Origin of the sequence: Aeromonas sp. FDAARGOS 1402, from assembly GCF_019046925.1 — a bacterium.
Taxonomy (GTDB): Bacteria; Pseudomonadota; Gammaproteobacteria; order Enterobacterales; family Aeromonadaceae; genus Aeromonas; species Aeromonas caviae.
On the sequence record NZ_CP077201.1, the window covers coordinates 237901 to 256786 of the forward strand.

Annotated in this window: 15 protein-coding genes; 4 read left to right on the forward strand and 11 right to left on the reverse strand. The window is 59.5% G+C overall.

The features are described from left to right. Positions 1 to 33: 33 nt before the first annotated feature. From bamA to rpsB, 9 genes are all read right to left on the reverse strand, one after another. On the reverse strand, positions 34 to 2457 hold the full coding sequence (gene bamA / locus I6L32_RS01070) for an outer membrane protein assembly factor BamA (protein ID WP_139736830.1): 2424 nt from the start codon (positions 2455 to 2457) through the stop codon (positions 34 to 36). 34 nt (positions 2458 to 2491) lie between these two features. Continuing rightward, positions 2492 to 3844 carry a sigma E protease regulator RseP gene (rseP, locus tag I6L32_RS01075; protein WP_039039430.1) on the reverse strand — a complete coding sequence of 451 codons (1353 nt, stop codon included), beginning with the start codon at positions 3842 to 3844 and terminating at the stop codon, positions 2492 to 2494. A 76-nt stretch (positions 3845 to 3920) separates the two neighbouring features. Next, entirely contained in the window at positions 3921 to 5117 is a 1197-nt protein-coding gene (ispC, locus tag I6L32_RS01080; RefSeq protein ID WP_216944530.1) for a 1-deoxy-D-xylulose-5-phosphate reductoisomerase, read from the reverse strand. Positions 5118 to 5184: 67 nt separating this feature from the next. Continuing rightward, on the reverse strand, positions 5185 to 6042 hold the full coding sequence (locus I6L32_RS01085) for a phosphatidate cytidylyltransferase (RefSeq protein ID WP_039039428.1): 858 nt from the start codon (positions 6040 to 6042) through the stop codon (positions 5185 to 5187). 27 nt (positions 6043 to 6069) lie between these two features. After that, positions 6070 to 6846: a polyprenyl diphosphate synthase gene (gene uppS / locus I6L32_RS01090; protein ID WP_216944531.1), complete on the reverse strand. Its 777-nt coding sequence runs from the start codon at positions 6844 to 6846 to the stop codon at positions 6070 to 6072. A gap of 72 nt (positions 6847 to 6918) precedes the next feature. Next, positions 6919 to 7476 (reverse strand): ribosome recycling factor, encoded by a 558-nt coding sequence (frr, locus tag I6L32_RS01095; RefSeq protein ID WP_010673406.1) that lies wholly within the window; start codon positions 7474 to 7476, stop codon positions 6919 to 6921. 95 nt (positions 7477 to 7571) lie between these two features. Then, entirely contained in the window at positions 7572 to 8306 is a 735-nt protein-coding gene (gene pyrH, locus I6L32_RS01100; protein WP_010673405.1) for a UMP kinase, read from the reverse strand. Positions 8307 to 8377: 71 nt separating this feature from the next. Then, on the reverse strand, positions 8378 to 9259 hold the full coding sequence (tsf, locus tag I6L32_RS01105; protein WP_010673404.1) for a translation elongation factor Ts: 882 nt from the start codon (positions 9257 to 9259) through the stop codon (positions 8378 to 8380). 104 nt (positions 9260 to 9363) lie between these two features. Further along, positions 9364 to 10092, reverse strand: a complete 729-nt coding sequence (rpsB, locus tag I6L32_RS01110; protein ID WP_010673403.1) for a 30S ribosomal protein S2 — start codon at positions 10090 to 10092, stop codon at positions 9364 to 9366. 358 nt (positions 10093 to 10450) lie between these two features. Here rpsB and map point away from each other — a divergent pair, with 358 nt between their 5' ends. The 4 genes from map (at position 10451) to I6L32_RS01130 (ending at position 15611) form a co-directional block, all read left to right on the forward strand. Continuing rightward, a complete protein-coding gene (map, locus tag I6L32_RS01115; protein ID WP_010673402.1) occupies positions 10451 to 11239 on the forward strand; it encodes a type I methionyl aminopeptidase in 789 nt (262 codons plus the stop codon). Positions 11240 to 11303: 64 nt separating this feature from the next. Further along, positions 11304 to 13946, forward strand: coding sequence for a bifunctional uridylyltransferase/uridylyl-removing protein GlnD (glnD, locus tag I6L32_RS01120; protein ID WP_216944532.1), 2643 nt, complete (start codon positions 11304 to 11306; stop codon positions 13944 to 13946). A gap of 178 nt (positions 13947 to 14124) precedes the next feature. Then, entirely contained in the window at positions 14125 to 14952 is an 828-nt protein-coding gene (gene dapD / locus I6L32_RS01125) for a 2,3,4,5-tetrahydropyridine-2,6-dicarboxylate N-succinyltransferase (RefSeq protein ID WP_010673400.1), read from the forward strand. Between the two features lie 275 nt (positions 14953 to 15227). Further along, the gene (locus I6L32_RS01130; protein ID WP_039039426.1) at positions 15228 to 15611 is read left to right on the forward strand and encodes a DUF3461 family protein; all 384 of its coding nucleotides are present in this window, start codon (positions 15228 to 15230) and stop codon (positions 15609 to 15611) included. 163 nt (positions 15612 to 15774) lie between these two features. Here the strand turns inward: I6L32_RS01130 and ptsG are convergent, their stop codons facing one another. Together ptsG and I6L32_RS01140 are read right to left on the reverse strand one after the other, a co-directional pair. After that, a complete protein-coding gene (ptsG, locus tag I6L32_RS01135; protein ID WP_143237916.1) occupies positions 15775 to 17208 on the reverse strand; it encodes a PTS glucose transporter subunit IIBC in 1434 nt (477 codons plus the stop codon). A 380-nt stretch (positions 17209 to 17588) separates the two neighbouring features. Beyond that, positions 17589 to 18791 carry an ISL3-like element ISAeme19 family transposase gene (locus I6L32_RS01140; RefSeq protein WP_084865641.1) on the reverse strand — a complete coding sequence of 401 codons (1203 nt, stop codon included), beginning with the start codon at positions 18789 to 18791 and terminating at the stop codon, positions 17589 to 17591. Between the last annotated feature and the right edge of the window lie 95 nt (positions 18792 to 18886).

Consider the following 18886-nt stretch of genomic DNA (forward strand, 5'->3'; position numbering starts at 1 on the left):
CCCCCCGCCATGGCGGGGGGGCGTCCGCTTCCCTTAGAAGGTACGGCCGATGTTGAAGGAGAAGACTTCGGTGTCGTCCCCTTCGTATTTCTTGATTGGTCTTGCCAGCACGAACACCAGCGGGCCCATGGGAGAGAGCCACTGCAGCGACAGACCGGTCGACATCCGGATGTTGCTCGGGTCGGAGTAGTCCATCAGATAGTTGCAACCACTGAAGCAACGGTTCTGATACTGGCTGTAGTCGAAGTGGGTATCCCACACGGAACCGGCGTCGATGAAGAAACTGGTCCGCAGCTGGGGCTGATAGGTCTCGGAGGCAAAGGGCGTCGGCACGATCATTTCCAGCGAGGCCACCGCCAGGGCGTTGCCCCCGACCGAGCTGTCAGTGCCCTGGATGACGTCGTTGCCGCCCAGGTTGTAGTAGTAGAGCGCCTTCGGACCCACGGTGTTGCTCTTGAAGCCACGCAGGGTATCGAAACCACCGGCGTAGTAGTTCTCGAAGAACGGCAGGACGTGCTCGTAATCGCCATTGGTGCCGTAGCCATCGCCGTAGGAGGCACGGGCCTTGGCCAGCATGACCCATTTGTGATCGGCATCAAACGGGAAGTAGTGGGCATCTTCGGCGTTGAGCTTGAAGTACTGCAGATCCATGCCGGGCACCGTCACCTTGGCGTTCACCCGCTGGCGGTCACCGGAGGTCGGGAACTGACCCTTGTTGAGGGTGGAGCGGGTCCAGCCGGCGGTGACGTCCACGGTGTTGAACACCATGCGGTTGTCGCCATCCAGATTGCCGTTGTAGACCTTCCAGAACTCGTCCACCTGTACATAGGGGTTGGGCTGGGACAGTTTGTTGTTTTCGTAGCCCAGGCTGAAGTCGAGACGGTTGTTCTCGTTGACCGGGAAGCCGCTGGAGAGACGGAAACCGACGGTGGTGTTCTCGTAGTCCACGATGTTGGCGTCGGCCGCACTGAACTTGTTGTAGTAGAGACGGCCGCCCAGGCTCACCCCGTCCACGGTGAAGTAGGGGTCGTTATAGCTCAGGTCGACGCTCTTGGAGTAGTCGTTGGTGCTGGCGTTGATGCCGATCTTCTTGCCGGTCCCCATGAAGTTGTCCTGCTGCAGACCCGCCTGCAGGCTCAGACCCGACTCGGTGCCGTAGCCGATACCGGCGTTGATGGACCCCGCCGGCTGCTCCTTGACCTTGAAGTCCAGATCGACCTGGTCATCGCTGCCCGGCACCCGCTTGGTGTCCACTTCCGCGGTCTCGAAGAAGCCGAGGCGGTTGAGACGGGTCTTGGACTGCTCGACGTTGTCGGAGGAGAGCCAGGTGCCCTCCATCTGGCGCATCTCGCGACGCAGCACTTCGTCCTTGGTGGTGACGTTGCCGCTGAAGTTGATGTTGCGCACATAGACCCGGGGACCCGGCTCCACGTTGACGATGAGCTCCACTTCCTTGGTCTGATCGTTGATCTGGGGGAAGGTGACCACTTTCGGATAGGCGTAGCCGTAACGGCCGAGGAACTTGGAGAGCACCTCTTCGGTATGGGTTACCTGGCTGGCGGAGTAGACGCTGCCCGCCTCGATGGGGATGAGGCCCTTCATCTCGCCGCCGCGGTCGATGAGGTCACCCTTGAGCTGGATGCCGGAAACCTTGTACTGCTCCCCTTCCTTGACGTTGAGGGTGACATAGACCCCCTTCTTGTCCGGGGTCATGGAGACCTGGGTGGACTCCTGGGTGAAGCGGATGTAGCCGCGGTCCATGTAGTAGGAGCGCAGCACTTCGATGTCACCGGCCAGCTTCTGCTTCTGGTAGCGCTGATCGCCGGTGAAGTTCCACCAGGGCACGTCGTCCTTGAGGGAGAGCTGGGCCAGCAGCTTCTCTTCCGGGAAGACGTTGTTGCCGACGATGTTGATCTGCTGGATCTTGGCCGCTTCCCCTTCCACGAAGGTGAACTTGAGGTCGACCCGGTTGCGCGGCAGCGGGGTGACGATGGCCTTGACCTTGGCGGAGTACTTGCCCACGCCGTAGTAGAAATCTTCCAGCCCTTTCTCGAGGGAGCTCAGCACGGTGCGATCCAGCGGATCACCCACGCGGATCCCGGAGGATTCCAGGCTCTGGGTCAGTTGCTCTTCCTTGATGTCCTTGTTGCCGGAGAACTCGATGCTGGAGATGGTCGGGCGCTCCTTGACCACCACTTGCAGCACCTGACCGTCGCGATAGACCTTGACGTCCTCGAAGTTGCCGGAGGCATAGAGCTTCTTGATGGCGTTCGCCAGGGACACGGAGTCGACGGAATCACCGACCCGCACCGGCAGATTCAACAGGGCGGCACCCAGGGTCACCCGCTGCAGGCCCTCGACCTGAATGTCTTGCACCACAAAAGAGGCCGGGGCAGCCTGAGCCAGGAAGCTGGCCCCCAGCAGGCAACTCAACACCAATGCTTTTTTAACAGCCATTTTGTTCTTATGTGTCCTTGTTGATGCTCTGGCCTCAGAGGCGAGCGAAATCATTAAACAGCGCAATGCCCATCAGTAACATCAGAATGGCGGCGCCTATCCTGAACCCAACTTCCTGAATTTTTTCCGATACCGGCTTGCCGGTGATCGCCTCGATGAGGAAATAGACCAGATGGCCACCATCGAGCACCGGCAGGGGGAACAGGTTGATGATCCCCAGGTTGACGCTGATGAGCGCCAGGAATCCGAGGAAATAGACCAACCCGTAATCGGCGCTGCTGCCGGCCCCCTTGGCGATGGAGATGGGGCCGCTCAGGTTGTCCAAAGAGACGATGCCACCGATCAGCTTGCCTATCATGTCGAAGGTCAGGGTGATCAGGCTCCAGGTCTTCTGGACCCCATGCCACAGGGCTTGCAAAGGCCCATACTGTAACAGAGTTCGATACTCATCCGGTAATGGAACCAGTTGCGGCGACAAGCCCACAAAACCGACCAGCTGGCCCTTCACTTTCTTCCCGTCCGGGGTCAGGGTCAGGGTCATCTCGCTGCCCCCGCGCTCCACCGTCACCTGCAGCGGCTGCGCCGGTGACTGCTGGACACGCTCGACAAACTGGGCCCATTCGGTGATGGCCTCTCCATCGACCCCCTTGATGCGATCCCCTATCTGGAGGCCGGCCTTCTCGCTGGCGCTCGATGGCACCACGGCCTCCACCACGGGCAGCACCTTGCCACCGAGGGGCACTATCCCGAGGCTGCCAATGGGAGACTCTTTGTCGGGGTCAAACTTCCAGCCTGCCAGCTGCAGGGTCTTGTCCACTGCATAGCTGGTGTTGGCCGCCTTGAGCTTGAGCTGGACCGAGTCATCACCAAGGTGGCTGATGAGGGCGTAGGTGACGCTCTCCCAGTCACCGGTCTCCTCGCCGCCGACGCCGACGATCTCCATGCCTGGCAGGATGCCGGCCTCTGCCACGATGGAGGCGGGACGCACCTCGCCCACCACGGGTTTGACGCTCGGCACCCCTATCATGAACATCAGCCAGAAGGCGAACAGGGCGAACACGAAGTTTGCCATGGGGCCGGCCGCGACGATGGCCATCCGGGCCCAGACGCTCTTGTGGTTGAAGGCCTGCGCCTCCTCCCCCGGCTTGAGTTCGTCGACCCGGCCATCCAGCATCTTGACGTAACCGCCAAGGGGGATCAGGGCCAGCACGTATTCGGTGCCATCCTTGCCAAGGCGACGCCAGATGGCCTTGCCAAAGCCGATGGAGAAGCGCTCCACCTTGACGCCGCAACGACGAGCCACCCAGAAGTGGCCAAATTCATGCACCGCCACCAGCAGCCCGAGGGCCACGATGAAGGCGCCGATATTCCACAGAAGCCCGCCCATCAGCCTCGTACCTCGCGGTCATGTCCAGTCCTGCGCTCGAGAGCATGGAGAGGGGCTGGCTGCCACCACAGTCCGTTCATACGGCAAGCTCCTTTATCAGTTGCTGGGCACGGGCTCGGGCCGTACCGTCCAGGGCGATGAGATCCGTCAGAGAGCCGGCAGCACTGCTGCCCAGCTCGGCCATGACGGATTCGTTGACTCTGGCAATATCCATAAATCCGATCCGCTCTGCAAGAAAAGCCGCGACGGCCTCCTCGTTGGCGGCATTGAGGGAGGTGGTCGCCCCCTGCCCCTGCTGGCACGCGCTCATGGCCAGCGCCAGACAGGGATAGCGCTCATAGTCGGGCCGGATAAAGCTGAACTCTCCGACACTGAAGAAATCCAAAGGTTCCACACCGGACTCGATCCGTTCCGGATAGGCCAGAGCGTGGGCAATGGGGGTGCACATGTCCGGGTTGCCGAGCTGGGCCAGCACGGAGCCATCCTTGTACTGCACCATGGAGTGAATGACGGACTGGGGGTGGATCACCACCTGGATCTGCTCGGGGGCCGCATTGAACAGCCAGCGCGCCTCGATGTACTCCAGCCCCTTGTTCATCATGGTGGCGGAGTCCACCGAGATCTTGGCCCCCATGGACCAGTTGGGATGGGCAATGGCTTGCGCCGGGGTGACATGGTGCAGTTCACCCACATCGGCATAGCGGAAAGGTCCACCGGAGCCGGTCAGTAGGATCTTGCTGATCCCCGCCCCGGCCAGATCGCAGAAACCGGGCTGGCGCTGCACGTCGACCGGCAGGCACTGGAAGATGGCGTTGTGTTCGCTGTCGATGGGTAGCAGCTCGGCGCCGTGCTCGCGCACCGCCTCCATGAAGAAGGCGCCGGACATCACCAGCGCCTCCTTGTTGGCCAGCAGAATGCGCTTGCCGGCGCGCACGGCAGCCATGGTGGGTGCCAGACCCGCCGCACCGACAATGGCCGCCATCACGCTGTGGGCATCGGGGTGAGCAGCCACGTCGCACAGGGCTGCCTGACCGGACAACACCCGGGTGGTGCTGCCGTGAGCCTTGAGCCGACCCGCCAGATCGCTGGCGGCGCCTTCGTCCACCATGACGGCGAACCGGGGGGAGAATTCGAGACAGTCGCGCAGCATGGCATCCACGCTGCGGGCAGCGGTCAGCGCCAGCACCTGCCAGCACCCGGGGTTGTGGCGCAGTACCTTGAGGGTGCTCTGACCGATGGAGCCTGACGCTCCCAGGATCACCAGGTTTTGCATCAAGACTCCTGATTGGGTAACAGACTGATGGAGCGGGACGCTCCCGGGATCATCAGTGCGCGAAACATCAAAACTCCGGACCGAGCAACAGGTAGCTGAGCAGGAAGACGGGCAGCGCCGCCGTCAGGCTATCGATGCGATCGAGAATGCCCCCATGGCCCGGCAACAGGGTGCCGGAATCCTTGATGCCGGCTTCCCGCTTGAACATGCTCTCGGCCAGATCGCCGAGCACGGAGGCCAGCACCGCCAGCAGGGAACAGAGCAGCACGGTGCCCATCTTGGCAGGCACGAAGCCCATGAACCAGGTCACGCCGATGGCCAGCAGGCTGGCGGTAAAGAGGCCGCCCAGCATGCCTTCGATGGTTTTACCCGGGCTCACGGCCGGCGCCAGCTTGTGTTTGCCGAACGCCTTGCCGAAAAAATACGCGCCAGAATCTGCCGCCCAGACCAGTCCCATCACGAACAGCAGGATCCAGGCCCCCATCATGGGGTCGTGGTAGAAGTTGTAGCCGCGAATGGCCACCAGGGACCAGAAGAAGGGAACCAGGGTCACCAGACCGAACAGGGATTTGAGCCAGATGGATTCACGCCACAGCCTGGCGCTTTGCGGGTAGCGCAGCACCAGCAGCAGCCCCAGCAGCCACCAGCTGACGGCAGTCCAGAGCACGCCCATCACCAGCGGATGCAGTTGGGGGATCCAGAGTTGCTCCACGGGCACCCAGAACAGGCTGGCCCCCAGCAGCAGACAGAACACCAGCGGCAACCACTGTTGCGGCTGGGCAGTGACGAAGGCACTCCACTCACGGCTGGCCAGCAGAAAGACCAGGGCGGCGAGCAGGGCAAAGAATTTCAACGGCAGAAAAAACAGCGCCCCCAACACCAGGGGTACTAACAGTAATGCGGTAATAATTCGTTGTTTTAGCAAAAGAAACCTCTCTCTTGGGAGCGGGGTTTAGCCGGTCTGTTGCGCGGCGATCAATTCCCGGATCTGTTCACCCGTACACCCGAAGCGACGCTCGCGAGCAACGAAGGAGGCAACTGCCCCACTGAACTCGGCCTCGTCAAAATCGGGCCACAGGACCGGGGTAAAATAGAGTTCGGCATAGGCGAGCTGCCAAAGGACAAAGTTGCTGATGCGATGATCCCCGCCGGTGCGGATCAACAGATCCACGGGGGGCAGATCAGCCATGCAGACATGACGACCCAATGCCGCCTCATCGACCGCCTCGGCATCCAGTTCACCCGCCGCCACGGCCCGTGCCAGGGTCCGGGCCGCCTGGGCGATGTCCCACTGACCGCCATAGTTGGCGGCGATATTGAGGGTCAATCCCTGATTGTTGGCGGTCAAGGCCTCGGCCTTGGCGATCTTGGCCTGCAGCCGCTCGCTGAAGCGGGCTGTGTCGCCAATCACCCGAAGGCGAATGCCGTTGCTGTGCAACTTGATCACCTCGCGACCCAGCACCGTCATGAACAACTCCATCAGGGCGTTCACTTCTCCTTCCGGACGGCGCCAGTTCTCGCTGGAAAACGCAAACAGGGTCAGCGCCTCCATCTTGGCACGGGCGGCAAAGGCCACGGCCTCACGCACGGATTTCACGCCCGCCTTGTGCCCGGAAACCCGCATCTTGCCGCGGTTCTGGGCCCAGCGACCATTGCCATCCATGATGATGGCGACGTGACGGGGCAAGGACGAGCTGGCGCTATCGCCTAGCGCTGCCAAAAGCGACATTCATTTCTCCCACAAAGACAAAAGCGCCGTGCAGGGGCACTACACGGCGCTCGTAATATACCTGTCGGAGGCTTAGATTTCCATTAGCTCCTTTTCCTTCACAACCAGGGCGTCATCCACCAGCTTGATGAAGGTATCGGTCAGCTTCTGGATCTCTTCCTGGGCGCGACGGTCGTCGTCTTCGGAGATCTCTTTCTCTTTCAGCAGGGCTTTCAGATCGGCGTTGGCATCGCGACGGATGTTGCGAATGGCAACCCGGGCACCTTCGGCTTCGGCACGGACGATCTTGGTCAGATCACGGCGACGCTCTTCGGTCAGCGGCGGCAGCGGCACGCGCAGAGTCTGGCCGTTGCTGGACGGGTTCAGGCCCAGATCGGAGGTCAGGATGGCTTTTTCCACCGCCTGGATCATGGAGCGATCGAAGATGGAGATGGAGAGAGTACGGGCATCTTCTGCCACCACGTTGGCCAACTGCTTCAGAGGAGTGGCAGCACCGTAATACTCCACCTGGATGCCGTCGAGCAGGCTCGGGTGAGCACGGCCGGTACGGATCTTGGACATCTGGGTCTTCAGCGACTCTACGCTTTTGCCCATGCGGTCCTTGGCGTCGTTTTTAATCTCGTTGATCACAGTGGTTTTCCTTTTGGCGAACGAGCCGACAGGCGGCTCGTATCTATCTTGTTGACTGGCGTAATGGACAAGCGAGCCTGGGGCTCACACTTGCCTTACTTGCTGGCCTGGTGGATCAGGGTACCTTCCGGCTCACCCATGATCACGCGGCGCAGCGCGCCCGGTTTGTTCATGTTGAACACCCGGATCGGCAGATCGTGGTCGCGGGCCAGGGTAAAAGCAGCAAGATCCATCACTTTGAGTTCTTTTTCAAGAACTTCATCATAACTCAGTTCCTGATAGAGCACGGCATCCGGGTTCTTGACCGGGTCATCGGTGAACACGCCATCGACCTTGGTGGCTTTCAGCACGACGTCGGCTTCGATCTCGATACCGCGCAGGCAGGCTGCCGAGTCGGTAGTAAAGAAGGGGTTGCCGGTACCGGCAGAGAAGATCACCACCTTGCCGGCGCGCAGCTGGCTGATGGCTTCGGCCCAGCTGTAGGAGTCGCAGACCCCTTGCAGGGAGATGGCCGACATCAGGCGGGCATTCACATAAGCACGATGCAGGGCATCACGCATGGCCAGGCCGTTCATGACGGTCGCCAGCATGCCCATGTGGTCACCCACCACGCGGTTCATGCCCGCCTTGGCAAGGCCGGCACCACGGAACAGGTTGCCGCCACCGATGACCAGACCGACCTGAACACCCAGCTCAACCAGCTCTTTGATCTCTTGGGCCATCCGTTCCAGCACCGCCGGATCAATGCCGAAACCCTCGGATCCTTGCAGGGCTTCACCACTCAACTTCAGAAGAACACGTCTGTATGCAGGCTTGGGATTGGTACTCATGTCACTGATTCCTGGTCATATAAAGACCGCGACATAAGTCGCGGTCTGGGGAAACGGAAAAACCGGTTCGATTAGGCCTTCTGAGCGGCCGCGATCTGGGCTGCTACTTCAGCAGCGAAGTCGGTCTCTTGCTTCTCGATGCCTTCGCCCACTTCGAAACGGGTGAAGGAAACAACGTCAGCGCCTTCTTTCTTCAGCAGCTCGGCAACGGTCATGGAAGGATCTTTCACGAACGGTTGACCAGTCAGGGAAACCTCACCGGTGAACTTCTTCATGCGGCCTTCAACCATCTTCTCGGCGATCTCTTTCGGCTTGCCGGAGTTGATGGCGATGTCGATCTGGATTTCGCGCTCTTTGGCAACGACTTCGGCAGACACATCTTCCGGTTTGACGAATTGCGGGCTGTTGGCAGCAACGTGCATGGCCAGATCTTTGGCCAGCTCGTCGGTACCGCCAACCAGCTTGGTGATAACACCGATGCGGGAGCCGTGAACGTAGGTGCCCAGGTTGTCACCTTCAACCAGCATCACGCGACGCAGGTTCATGTTCTCACCGATCTTGGCGATCAGGTTGGTGATGGTCAGCTCGACGGACTCGCCGTTGCCGAAATCGGCGGCTTTCAGCGCGTCAACGTCAGCGATTTTCTGGGTAGCAGCGATCTCGACGATCTTCTGACCCATGGCCAGGAAACCGGCATCCTTGGAAACGAAGTCAGTCTCGCAGTTCAGCTCGATCATGACGGCAACGTTGCCTTCGGTACGGGCGAAGATCACACCTTCAGCGGCGATACGGCCAGCTTTCTTGGCGGCCTTGGCCTGACCGGATTTACGCATGTTCTCGATAGCCAGCTCGATATCACCGTTGGCTTCTTCCAGCGCTTTTTTGCAATCCATCATGCCAGCGGCGGTGCGCTCGCGCAGTTCTTTTACCAGGGCGGCAGAAATGTTTGCCATGTCCAGTATCCTCGGTCTTGAATTGACAAGAAACAGGGGCCACAAGGGCCCCTGCTAACCAATTACATCAGCTTGGTTAATAAGGGCTTTTCAGTCCTTATCAATTACTCAGCTTCAACGAAGCCATCTTGTTCGGCTTGAACAACGATGTCCTGCTCGCGGGCTTCCAGAACGGTGTCAGCAGCAGCGTTCAGGTACAGCTGTACGGCACGGATAGCGTCGTCGTTACCCGGGATGACATAGTCAACGCCGTCCGGGTTGGAGTTGGTATCAACGATGGAAACTACCGGGATACCCAGGTTGTTGGCTTCTTTGATAGCGATGTGCTCGTGGTCGGCATCGACAACGAACAGAACGTCAGGCAGGCCGCCCATGTTCTTGATACCACCCAGGCTCTTCTCCAGCTTTTCCATTTCGCGAGTACGCATCAGCGCCTCTTTTTTGGTCAGCTTGTCGAAGGTACCGTCTTCGCTCTGGGTTTCCAGATCTTTCAGGCGCTTGATGGACTGACGAACGGTTTTCCAGTTGGTCAGCATGCCGCCCAGCCAGCGGTGGTTAACATAGAACTGGTCGCAACGCTCAGCGGCTTCTTTGACGGCTTCAGACGCGGCACGCTTGGTACCTACGAACAGTACCTTGCCTTTCTTGGCAGCTACGGAGCTGATGAAGTTCATGGCATCGTCAAACATCGGAACGGTTTTTTCCAGGTTGATGATGTGAACTTTGCTGCGGGCGCCGAAGATGTAGGACTTCATTTTCGGGTTCCAGTAACGAGTCTGGTGACCGAAGTGAACGCCGGCTTGCAGCATGTCGCGCATAGAAACTTTAGCCATTTTATACCTCTGTATTGGGGTTAGGCCTCCACACATCCCATATAACCGACCCGTTAAGGCACCCCGGCATATGTGTCGATGTGTGTGTGTTGTTGAGTAAGGGTGATGGCATGAGGACACGAGTTCCCCATTCCGGCGCGCTTTATACCATAACTTTGGTCATGACACCACCAGCCCGGGTGCTAAAAATGGATCCCGGACCATGGTGCGACCGCCTGATGACGTTGCGATGACGATCACACTGGAAGTAAACGGGGGTTGGGGATAAAATTTCGCCCTGATTACAAACGCATCTATTTTTCATTACCTGGTTGTTGGGCATCGGCAGGATGCGCAATCAGGCCCCAAGAGAGATCCCATGTCCATTAAAATCAAGACACCGGAAGAGATTGAAAAAATGCGTGTCGCCGGCCAGCTGGCCGCCGACGTGCTGGTCATGATCGCCCCCCACGTCAAGGCGGGCGTCACCACAGACGAACTGAATACCCTCTGCCACGACTACATCGTCGACGTGCAACAGGCCATCCCCGCGCCGCTCAATTACCACGGCTTCCCCAAGTCCATCTGTACTTCAGTGAACGATGTCATCTGCCATGGCATCCCGAACCACAAGAAACTGCGGGAAGGGGACATCATCAATCTGGATATCACCGTCATCAAGGATGGTTATCACGGCGATACCTCCGCCATGTTCATCGTGGGCCAGACCACCCCCCTGCGCCGCCAGCTCTGCAAGGTGGCCCAGGATAGCCTCTATGCCGCCATCAAGCGGGTGCGCCCGGGCATGTGCATCACCGAGATCGGCGCCGTCATCCAGCCCATCGTCGAGCAGGCCGGCTTCTCCGTGGTACGCGACTACTGCGGCCATGGCATCGGTGCCGAGTTCCACGAAGAGCCGCAGATCCTCCACTACCGCAACGGCGGCAAGCTGGAGCTGAAAGCGGGCATGTGCTTCACCATCGAGCCCATGGTCAACAGCAAGAAGTACCACTGCAAGGTCAATCCGAAGGATGGCTGGACCGTCACCACCAAGGACGGCGGCGACTCCGCCCAGTGGGAGCACACCCTGCTGGTGACCGAGGATGGCTGCGAGGTCCTGACCCTGCGCCCCGACGACACTATCGAGCGTTTTATCCGCCACGTTTGACATTCAACCCCGGCCGCGCGCCGGGGTTGCTCTTTACCCGGCCCGACCGAGAGTGTGACATGCCATGGATGCCAGCCTGCTTTCTCCCCATCTGCTCCCAGACGATCAGCTCACCCGTGACAACTGCAAGGAGTACCTGAGCCGCTTTCTCGCCTGGCTGCACGAGCGCTTCGACGCCGGTGACAACATCATCGAACTAGTGGCCACCCGCTCCGAATACATGGACGAGCTGCTGACCAGGCTCTGGCACAAGTTCGGCTTCGACAGGACCGAGCTCACCCTGATCGCGGTAGGCGGCTATGGCCGCGGCGAACTCCATCCCCACTCCGATATCGACCTGCTGATCCTCTACGAAGGAGATGAACTGGACGAGGTGCTGGGGCTTCGCATCGGCGAGTTCATCACCCTCTTGTGGGATCTCAAGCTGGAAGTGGGGCAGTCGGTGCGCAACGTGGCCGAGTGCATCGAGCAGGGTCGCAACGACATCACGGTTGCCACCAACCTCATCGAGGCCCGTTACATCACGGGTCGCCTGGCGGGATTCGAGCAGTTGCAGGCGGCCACCCAGCCCCAGCACTTCTGGCCGAGCGAAGCCTTCTTTCGTGCCAAACGCGAAGAGCAGGCCCTGCGCCACCAGCAGTTTCTCGGCACCGCCTACAAGCTGGAGCCGGATCTCAAGAACAATCCCGGGGGGCTTCGCGACATCCAGACCCTGGCCTGGGTCGCCCGCCGCCACTTCGGCGCCACCACCCTGTTCGAGATGACCAGCCACGGTTTTCTCAACCGGGCCGAGTACCGGGAGCTGCTCGACTGTCAGAACTTCCTGTGGAAGGTGCGCTTCGCCCTGCACATGGCCATCAACAAGGGGGATAACCGTCTCTTGTTCGACCGCCAGCGCACCGTGGCCCAGATGCTGGGGTTCGAGGGGGAAGGCAACGGCCCGGTTGAGCAGATGATGAAGCGCTTCTACCAGACGGTGCGGCGGGTGGCCGAGCTCAACGAGATGCTGCTGCAACTCTTTGACGAGGCCATTCTCGGCAACACCGCCATGGACGTGCGCCGCATCAGCGACGAATTCCAGCTGCGCGGCCGCCTCATCGATGCGGTGGACTCCGAGCTGTTCGGCCGGGATCCTGCCGCCATCCTGCGACTCTTCTACCAGATAGCCCAGCACCCGGAGATTGCCGGCATCCACTCCGCCACCTTGCGCCAGTTGCGCGAGGCCAGACGCACCCTCAACTGCTGGCTGCAAGATCTACCCGAGTGCCGCCGTCTCTTCATGGCGCTCCTGCGCCACCCCAACGGCATCGGCCAGCCCCTTACTTTGATGCACAAGTACGGGATCCTCGCGGCCTACCTGCCCCAGTGGAACCTCATCGTCGGTCAGATGCAGTTCGACATGTTCCACGCCTACACGGTGGACGAGCACACCCATCGGCTGCTGCAGAACATCCATCGCTTCCCGAATCCGGCCAGCCGCCAGACTCACCCGCTCTGCCACGAGGTGTTCACCCAGTTGCGCAAGCCCGAGCTGCTCAGCATCGCCGCCCTCTTCCACGACATCGCCAAGGGCAGGCGCGGCGATCATTCCGAACTCGGGGCCGTGGATGCGCTGGAGTTCTGCCAGTTGCACGGGCTGGATCGCTATGAGAGCCGACTGGTCGCCTGGCTGGTGCGCCACCATCTGCTGATGTCGGTCACCGCCCAGCGCCGCGACATCTACGACCCGGATGTGGTCACTGACTTCGCCCAGAAGGTGCGGGATGAATTGCACCTCGACCTGCTCTATTGCCTGACCGTGGCCGACATCTGTGCCACCAACGACAGTCTGTGGAACGACTGGAAGGGCACCCTGCTGCGCGAACTCTACTTCGCCACCCAGAAGGCCCTGCGCCAGGGGTTGGAAAACCCGCCGGACATGCGCCTCAAGATCCGTGAAAACCAGCGCCAGGCCAGGCAGATCCTGACCCAGCGCGAGGTGCCACAGGAGGCGGTCACCGCCCTCTGGAACGACTTCAAGGCCGATTACTTCCTGCGCCACAGCCCGGAGCAGATCGCCTGGCACTGCCGCAAGATCATCGCCCACGGTGACAACCCGGCCCCCCTGGTGCTCATCGGCAAGCATCCCATACGGGGCGGTAGCGAGGTGTTCATCTATTGCCGCGATACCCCCAACCTCTTTGCCACCGTGGCCTCGGCGCTGGATCAGAAGAACCTCAGCATCCACGACGCCCAGATCATGAATTCGCGCAACGACTACGTGCTCGACACCTTCATCGTGCTGGAACCGAACGGCGAGCCCATCAGCCCCAACCGCACCGCCACCATCAAGAAGGCGCTGGAGAAAGCCCTTCAGGAGCCGGGCAAGCTGGTGCTGCGCAGCAAGCCCCTGTCCAGACGCCACCGCCAGTTCAGCGTGCCGACCAGGGTGGTCTTCCTGCCTCACAAGGGGGAAAACCGCCACACCCTGCTGGAGCTGACGGCCCTGGATACCCCGGGCCTGCTGGCCCGTATCGGTGCCGTGTTCCAGCAGTGCGGCCTCTCCCTCCATGCCGCCAAGATCACCACCATCGGTGAGAGGGTGGAGGACTTCTTCAGCCTCACCACCCTGGCCGGAGAGCCGCTGAACTCGGAGGAACAGCAGGCCCTCGAGGAGAGGCTGGTCAATCAGCTCAACCCCCAGGAACCGGTTGGCGAGAGTGCCTGACACGCTCGGATGAAGCCTCGAAAGAGGCTTTTTGACGTATTGATTCCTCAATCAGAACAAATGGTTGGACCACTCAAGTACAATAAATCGCCCTGATTCTGAAGAAATCGGCGAGAGCCCTTAAAAACGATTGGAAAAGTGTGATACAACAAACAGAATTTTATAAAGGAAACCTGTCATGACCCAGTTGCAACAGACCATCGAAGCGGCCTTCGAGCGCCGTGACTCCATCACCCCCGGCTCCGTCGATGCCGCCACCAAGGCCGCCATTCTGGAAGCCATCGACCTGCTGGACTCCGGCAAAGCCCGGGTTGCCGAGAAGATTGCCGGCGAGTGGGTCGTCCACCAGTGGCTGAAGAAGGCCGTGCTGCTCTCCTTCCGCATCAACGACAACGGCATCATCAAGGGCGACGATGCCCAGTACTACGACAAGGTTCCCCTGAAGTTCTCCAACTACACCGAAGAGCAGTTCAAGGCTGCCGGTGTACGCGTCGTGCCGCCCGCGACTGCGCGCAAAGGATCCTTCATAGCCCCGAACACCGTGCTGATGCCCTCCTACGTCAACATCGGCGCCTTCGTCGATGAAGGCACCATGGTCGACACCTGGGCCACCGTGGGCTCCTGCGCCCAGATCGGCAAGAATGTGCACCTCTCCGGCGGCGTCGGCATCGGCGGCGTACTGGAGCCACTGCAGGCCAACCCGACCATCATCGAAGACAACTGCTTCATCGGTGCCCGTTCCGAAGTGGTTGAAGGGGTGATCGTCGAGGAGGGCTCCGTCATCTCCATGGGGGTCTTCATCGGCCAGTCCACCCGCATCTATGACCGCGAAACCGGCGAAATCCACTACGGCCGCGTCCCGGCCGGCTCCGTGGTCGTTTCCGGCTCACTGCCCTCCAAGTGTGGCAAATACAGCCTCTACGCCGCCGTCATCGTCAAGAAGGTGGATGCCAAGACCCGCGCCAAGGTCGGCATCAACGCCCTGCTGCGCTCCATCGACGAGTAATCCACGCCGATGTTATCAAGGGCACCTCTGGTGCCCTTTTTCATGCCCGCTCTCATGGGCGGGCGCCAACTCCCCTGCCCCACCATCGCTGCACATCCCCACGAGGTGATACCGCTTATGGCCGTGCTGACAAGGCGTTCACCCCTCCCCCTTTGCTCATTGATTAAAAAAGACCTTTTTGACACCAATTTGAATTTGGCGCGCCTGTCACAGGCAAGGCATCCGGACTCGGGTAAGATAGAGGGGTCAGGATCGTTTCAAACCAAGGAAGCCCGATGTACGAGAATCTCAAGAGCCTGGGGATCCAGGAACCCACCTCGGTGGACAGCTACACCCTGCGCCAGGAAGCCAACCACGACATCCTCAAGATCTATTTCAAGAAGCAAAAGGGGGAATTCTTCGCCAAGAGCGTCAAATTCAAATACCCTCGCCAGCGCAAGACCATGCTGGTCGACTCGGGGACCCATGAGTACAAGGATGTCACCGAGATCAACGCCAACCTCAAATACGTGGTGGATGAGCTGGACAATCTGACCCAGGGCGGCCAGCCTTCCGCCGATCCGGACATCAAGCAGAAAATACTGCGCGACTTGCGTCATCTGGAAAAAGTGGTGCAGAACAAGATCAGCGAGATAGAACGGGATCTCGAAAAGCTTTAAGCCGGTCTGATGCAGCAAAGGCGCCCAAGGGCGCCTTTTTCATTGGATCACACCATACTGGCGCCGCCAGGAAAGCCCCCGCACATGCCCCGCCACCAAACGCAACCCAGCAAAAAGGGAGGCTTGCGCCTCCCTTTTCGGAACTCGGATATCGGAGCGACAATCAGTTGCTCTTCATCCAGATGTCCATTTCAGTTTTCAGGTTGTCGGACTTGGTGCCGAAGATGGCTTGTACACCGGAACCCGCCACCACCACACCGGCGGCACCCAGCTTCTTCAGACCAGCCTGGTCAACCTTGGCCACATCCTTCACACCGACACGCAGACGGGTGATGCAGGCGTCCAGAGAGGCGATGTTCTCTTTGCCACCGAAGGCGGAGACCAGTGCAGCAGACATCTCGTCCTTGCTTTGACCGGTAGAGGACTCTTGAGCGGCTTCGTCTTCACGACCCGGAGTTTTCAGGTTCATGGCACGGATGACCACGGTGAAGACCACGTAGTAGATGACCGCGTAGACCAGACCCAGACCCACCAGCAGCAGCATGTTGTCGGCACGCGGAGATTGCACCACGAAGTCGATGAAGCCGTTGGAGAAGGTGTGACCGTGAACAACACCCAGCATGTTGGTCAGCACGTATGCCAGACCTGCCAGCAGAGCGTGGATGGCGTACAGTACCGGGGCCACGAACAGGAAGGAGAATTCGATAGGCTCGGTGATACCGGTCAGGAAGGAGGTCAGGGCAGCAGAAGCCATGATACCTACGATCTTGGCGCGGTTTTCCGGCTTGGCGGAGTGCGCAATGGCAAACGCGGCAGCAGGCAGACCGAACATCTTGAACAGGTAGCCACCCGCCAGTTGACCGAAGCCGTTACCGGCAGCACGGGAAGCGTCATCAGCAGTCAGGAAGCAGGTCATGATGCCGTGTACGGTTTCACCGGCGGCGTTGACGCAGGTACCAGCCTGATAGAAGAACGGCACGTTCCAGATGTGGTGCAGACCGAACGGGATCAGGGAGCGCTCAACCACGCCGTAGATGCCGAAGGCCAGGACCGGGTTCTGGTTGGCAGCCCAGTCGGAGAAGGCACCGATGGCACCACCGATCGGCGGCCAGATGAAGGAGAGCACGACACCCAGACCGATGGAAACAAAACCGGTGATGATGGGCACGGCGCGCTTGCCAGCGAAGAAGCCGAGGTACTCTGGCAGCTGGATCTTGTAGAAGCGGTTGAACGCCCAGGCAGCCACGCCACCGGCGAGGATACCACCCAGCACACCGGTATCGATCTTCTCGACACCCATCACAGGCGCCATCACAGTCAGGGTGGCAGTCATGATGCCGTAGCCGACGATGGCGGACAGGCCGGAAACACCGTCGTTATTGGTGAAGCCAAGGGCGACGCCCACGGCGAACAGCAGAGCCATCTGGCCGAATACGGAACCACCGGCCTGCTCCATCAGTTGGGAGACGATTTCCGGCAACCAGCTGAAGTGGGCAGCACCCACCCCCAGCAGAATACCTGCAACGGGCAAGACCGATACGGGCAGCATCAGCGCCTTACCGACCTTTTGCAGATTAGAGAAAGCATTTTTTAACATGTGTGCGCTCCTGAATGGATTTTTTTTCCGACAACGACTCAGGGCAGTTTATTGATAACGATGTGCTTCATTCGTCACTGCGCCAAGTGCGTTTTCCGGGTTGCTTATTTTGACCAGCAGAATATAACCCAGCGGGGGTGGAAATGCCTCTGTCGGAAACAAGGGAATAATAAATTTGGAGGAGAGATCACAAGATAATAAATAAGCAGAGAGGGGACTATCTTGAATATTATTTCGTATTGTTATAGCTTCGCCGCAAAAAGAAATAAACCACTTCAAAACAAATCACAAAGAAACCAAGTAATACTTAAAGATACTCATTGTAACCGAATGTAACTTATTGCGGATTTATATTATCCAGTCTACCGATTAAAAAGGGTTCATCGCGGCTTTCCGGGGAAGGCCGCCTTGATTTTCAGAAAAAAGTATTCTGAGTCCCTAAATCCATATGCCATACGCTTTATCACTTTGATCTTGTTGTTCACCCCTTCCAGCACACTCGTGTGCATCGGGTAGTTTGCACTCGCCAGGATCCCCCGCATATATTTCGATAAATTTCGACCAAATCGTTGCAGCGGCGCTAGCCCGCTTTCCTTCACCTGCCGCATCCAGCTCCGCCATCGTCGCCATCCTTCCCACACGCTCGGCGCATACCAGATGCCCTTCAACGCCTCTTTCAGCACGTACACCATCGCCAGCGGTTGATTCGCCGCCAACAGCTCCTGCAACTTCACATCCTGTTTTTCACTCAGCTTCGCCCGATTACGTAGCAGCAACCAACGCGCACTTTTGACCACTTTTCGCGCCGGTTTATCGCTTTTCAGTGCATTCGCCTGCTCCACTCGCACCCGGTCCACCACCTCTCGGCCATAGCGAGCCACCACGTGGAACAGGTCGTAGACCACCTCCGCCTGCGGGCAGTGTTGCTTCACCTCCAGGTCGAACGCCGTGTTCATGTCCATCGCCACCGCCTCAATCTGCTGGCATCGCTCGCCGAGCTGCTCGAAGAAGGGACGGATAGCGGCCCGGCTGTTGCCGTGCCCCACCCACAGGACGCGGGTTCGCTCGGCATCCATGATCACGGTGGCATAGCGGTGTCCCTTGTGCAGGGCAAACTCATCCATCACCAGCCGCCGCACCTCCCCAAGTTCGATGGTGCCCACACTGGTCTGCAAACGGCGCTTGTCGATCTCCTTGATGGTGTGCCAACCGACCCCGGTGAGCTGGCTGACATGGCGGATGGGGAGGTACTGAACGAGCGCTTCAATCCAGCACTGCATGCGCCGGGTGAGGCGGGAGCCAGAGGGGAGCCAGTCGATATGTTCACTGACGCGACCACAGCGCAGACAGTCGACGCGGCGAACAGGCAGTTGTAACCAGACTTGTCGGTCAAATAGGTCTCGCTCACGCACCCGGCGGATACGTTGGTCGTGGATCAATGGCGTGGGTTGCAGGCATCGGCGACAACGGGGCAACAGGTCGGCGCGAGGCTCAAGGGTAAACAGGGTGTGATGGTTGGCAGAAAGCGCTTGGGCGATGACGGTATAACCTGGCCAGAAGGAGGCAATATCAATATGATGCACGGCGACAGCAGGGTGATGGTGGTGGTGTGTTTGGAGACAGCCAGTTTACCAGCACCCTGTCTGTCAACTTCCACTTCCCCAAGATCCCGCGAAGA

Excerpts from the sequence above, each read along its gene's own strand:
- bamA (WP_139736830.1), bottom strand. The coding sequence starts at position 2,457 with ATGGCTGTTAAAAAAGCATTGGTGTTGAGTTGCCTGCTGGGGGCCAGC.
- rseP (WP_039039430.1), bottom strand. The coding sequence starts at position 3,844 with ATGGGCGGGCTTCTGTGGAATATCGGCGCCTTCATCGTGGCCCTCGGG.
- ispC (WP_216944530.1), bottom strand. The coding sequence starts at position 5,117 with ATGCAAAACCTGGTGATCCTGGGAGCGTCAGGCTCCATCGGTCAGAGC.
- uppS (WP_216944531.1), bottom strand. The coding sequence starts at position 6,846 with ATGTCGCTTTTGGCAGCGCTAGGCGATAGCGCCAGCTCGTCCTTGCCC.
- pyrH (WP_010673405.1), bottom strand. The coding sequence starts at position 8,306 with ATGAGTACCAATCCCAAGCCTGCATACAGACGTGTTCTTCTGAAGTTG.
- tsf (WP_010673404.1), bottom strand. The coding sequence starts at position 9,259 with ATGGCAAACATTTCTGCCGCCCTGGTAAAAGAACTGCGCGAGCGCACC.
- rpsB (WP_010673403.1), bottom strand. The coding sequence starts at position 10,092 with ATGGCTAAAGTTTCTATGCGCGACATGCTGCAAGCCGGCGTTCACTTC.
- map (WP_010673402.1), top strand. The coding sequence starts at position 10,451 with ATGTCCATTAAAATCAAGACACCGGAAGAGATTGAAAAAATGCGTGTC.
- glnD (WP_216944532.1), top strand. The coding sequence starts at position 11,304 with ATGGATGCCAGCCTGCTTTCTCCCCATCTGCTCCCAGACGATCAGCTC.
- dapD (WP_010673400.1), top strand. The coding sequence starts at position 14,125 with ATGACCCAGTTGCAACAGACCATCGAAGCGGCCTTCGAGCGCCGTGAC.
- I6L32_RS01130 (WP_039039426.1), top strand. The coding sequence starts at position 15,228 with ATGTACGAGAATCTCAAGAGCCTGGGGATCCAGGAACCCACCTCGGTG.
- ptsG (WP_143237916.1), bottom strand. The coding sequence starts at position 17,208 with ATGTTAAAAAATGCTTTCTCTAATCTGCAAAAGGTCGGTAAGGCGCTG.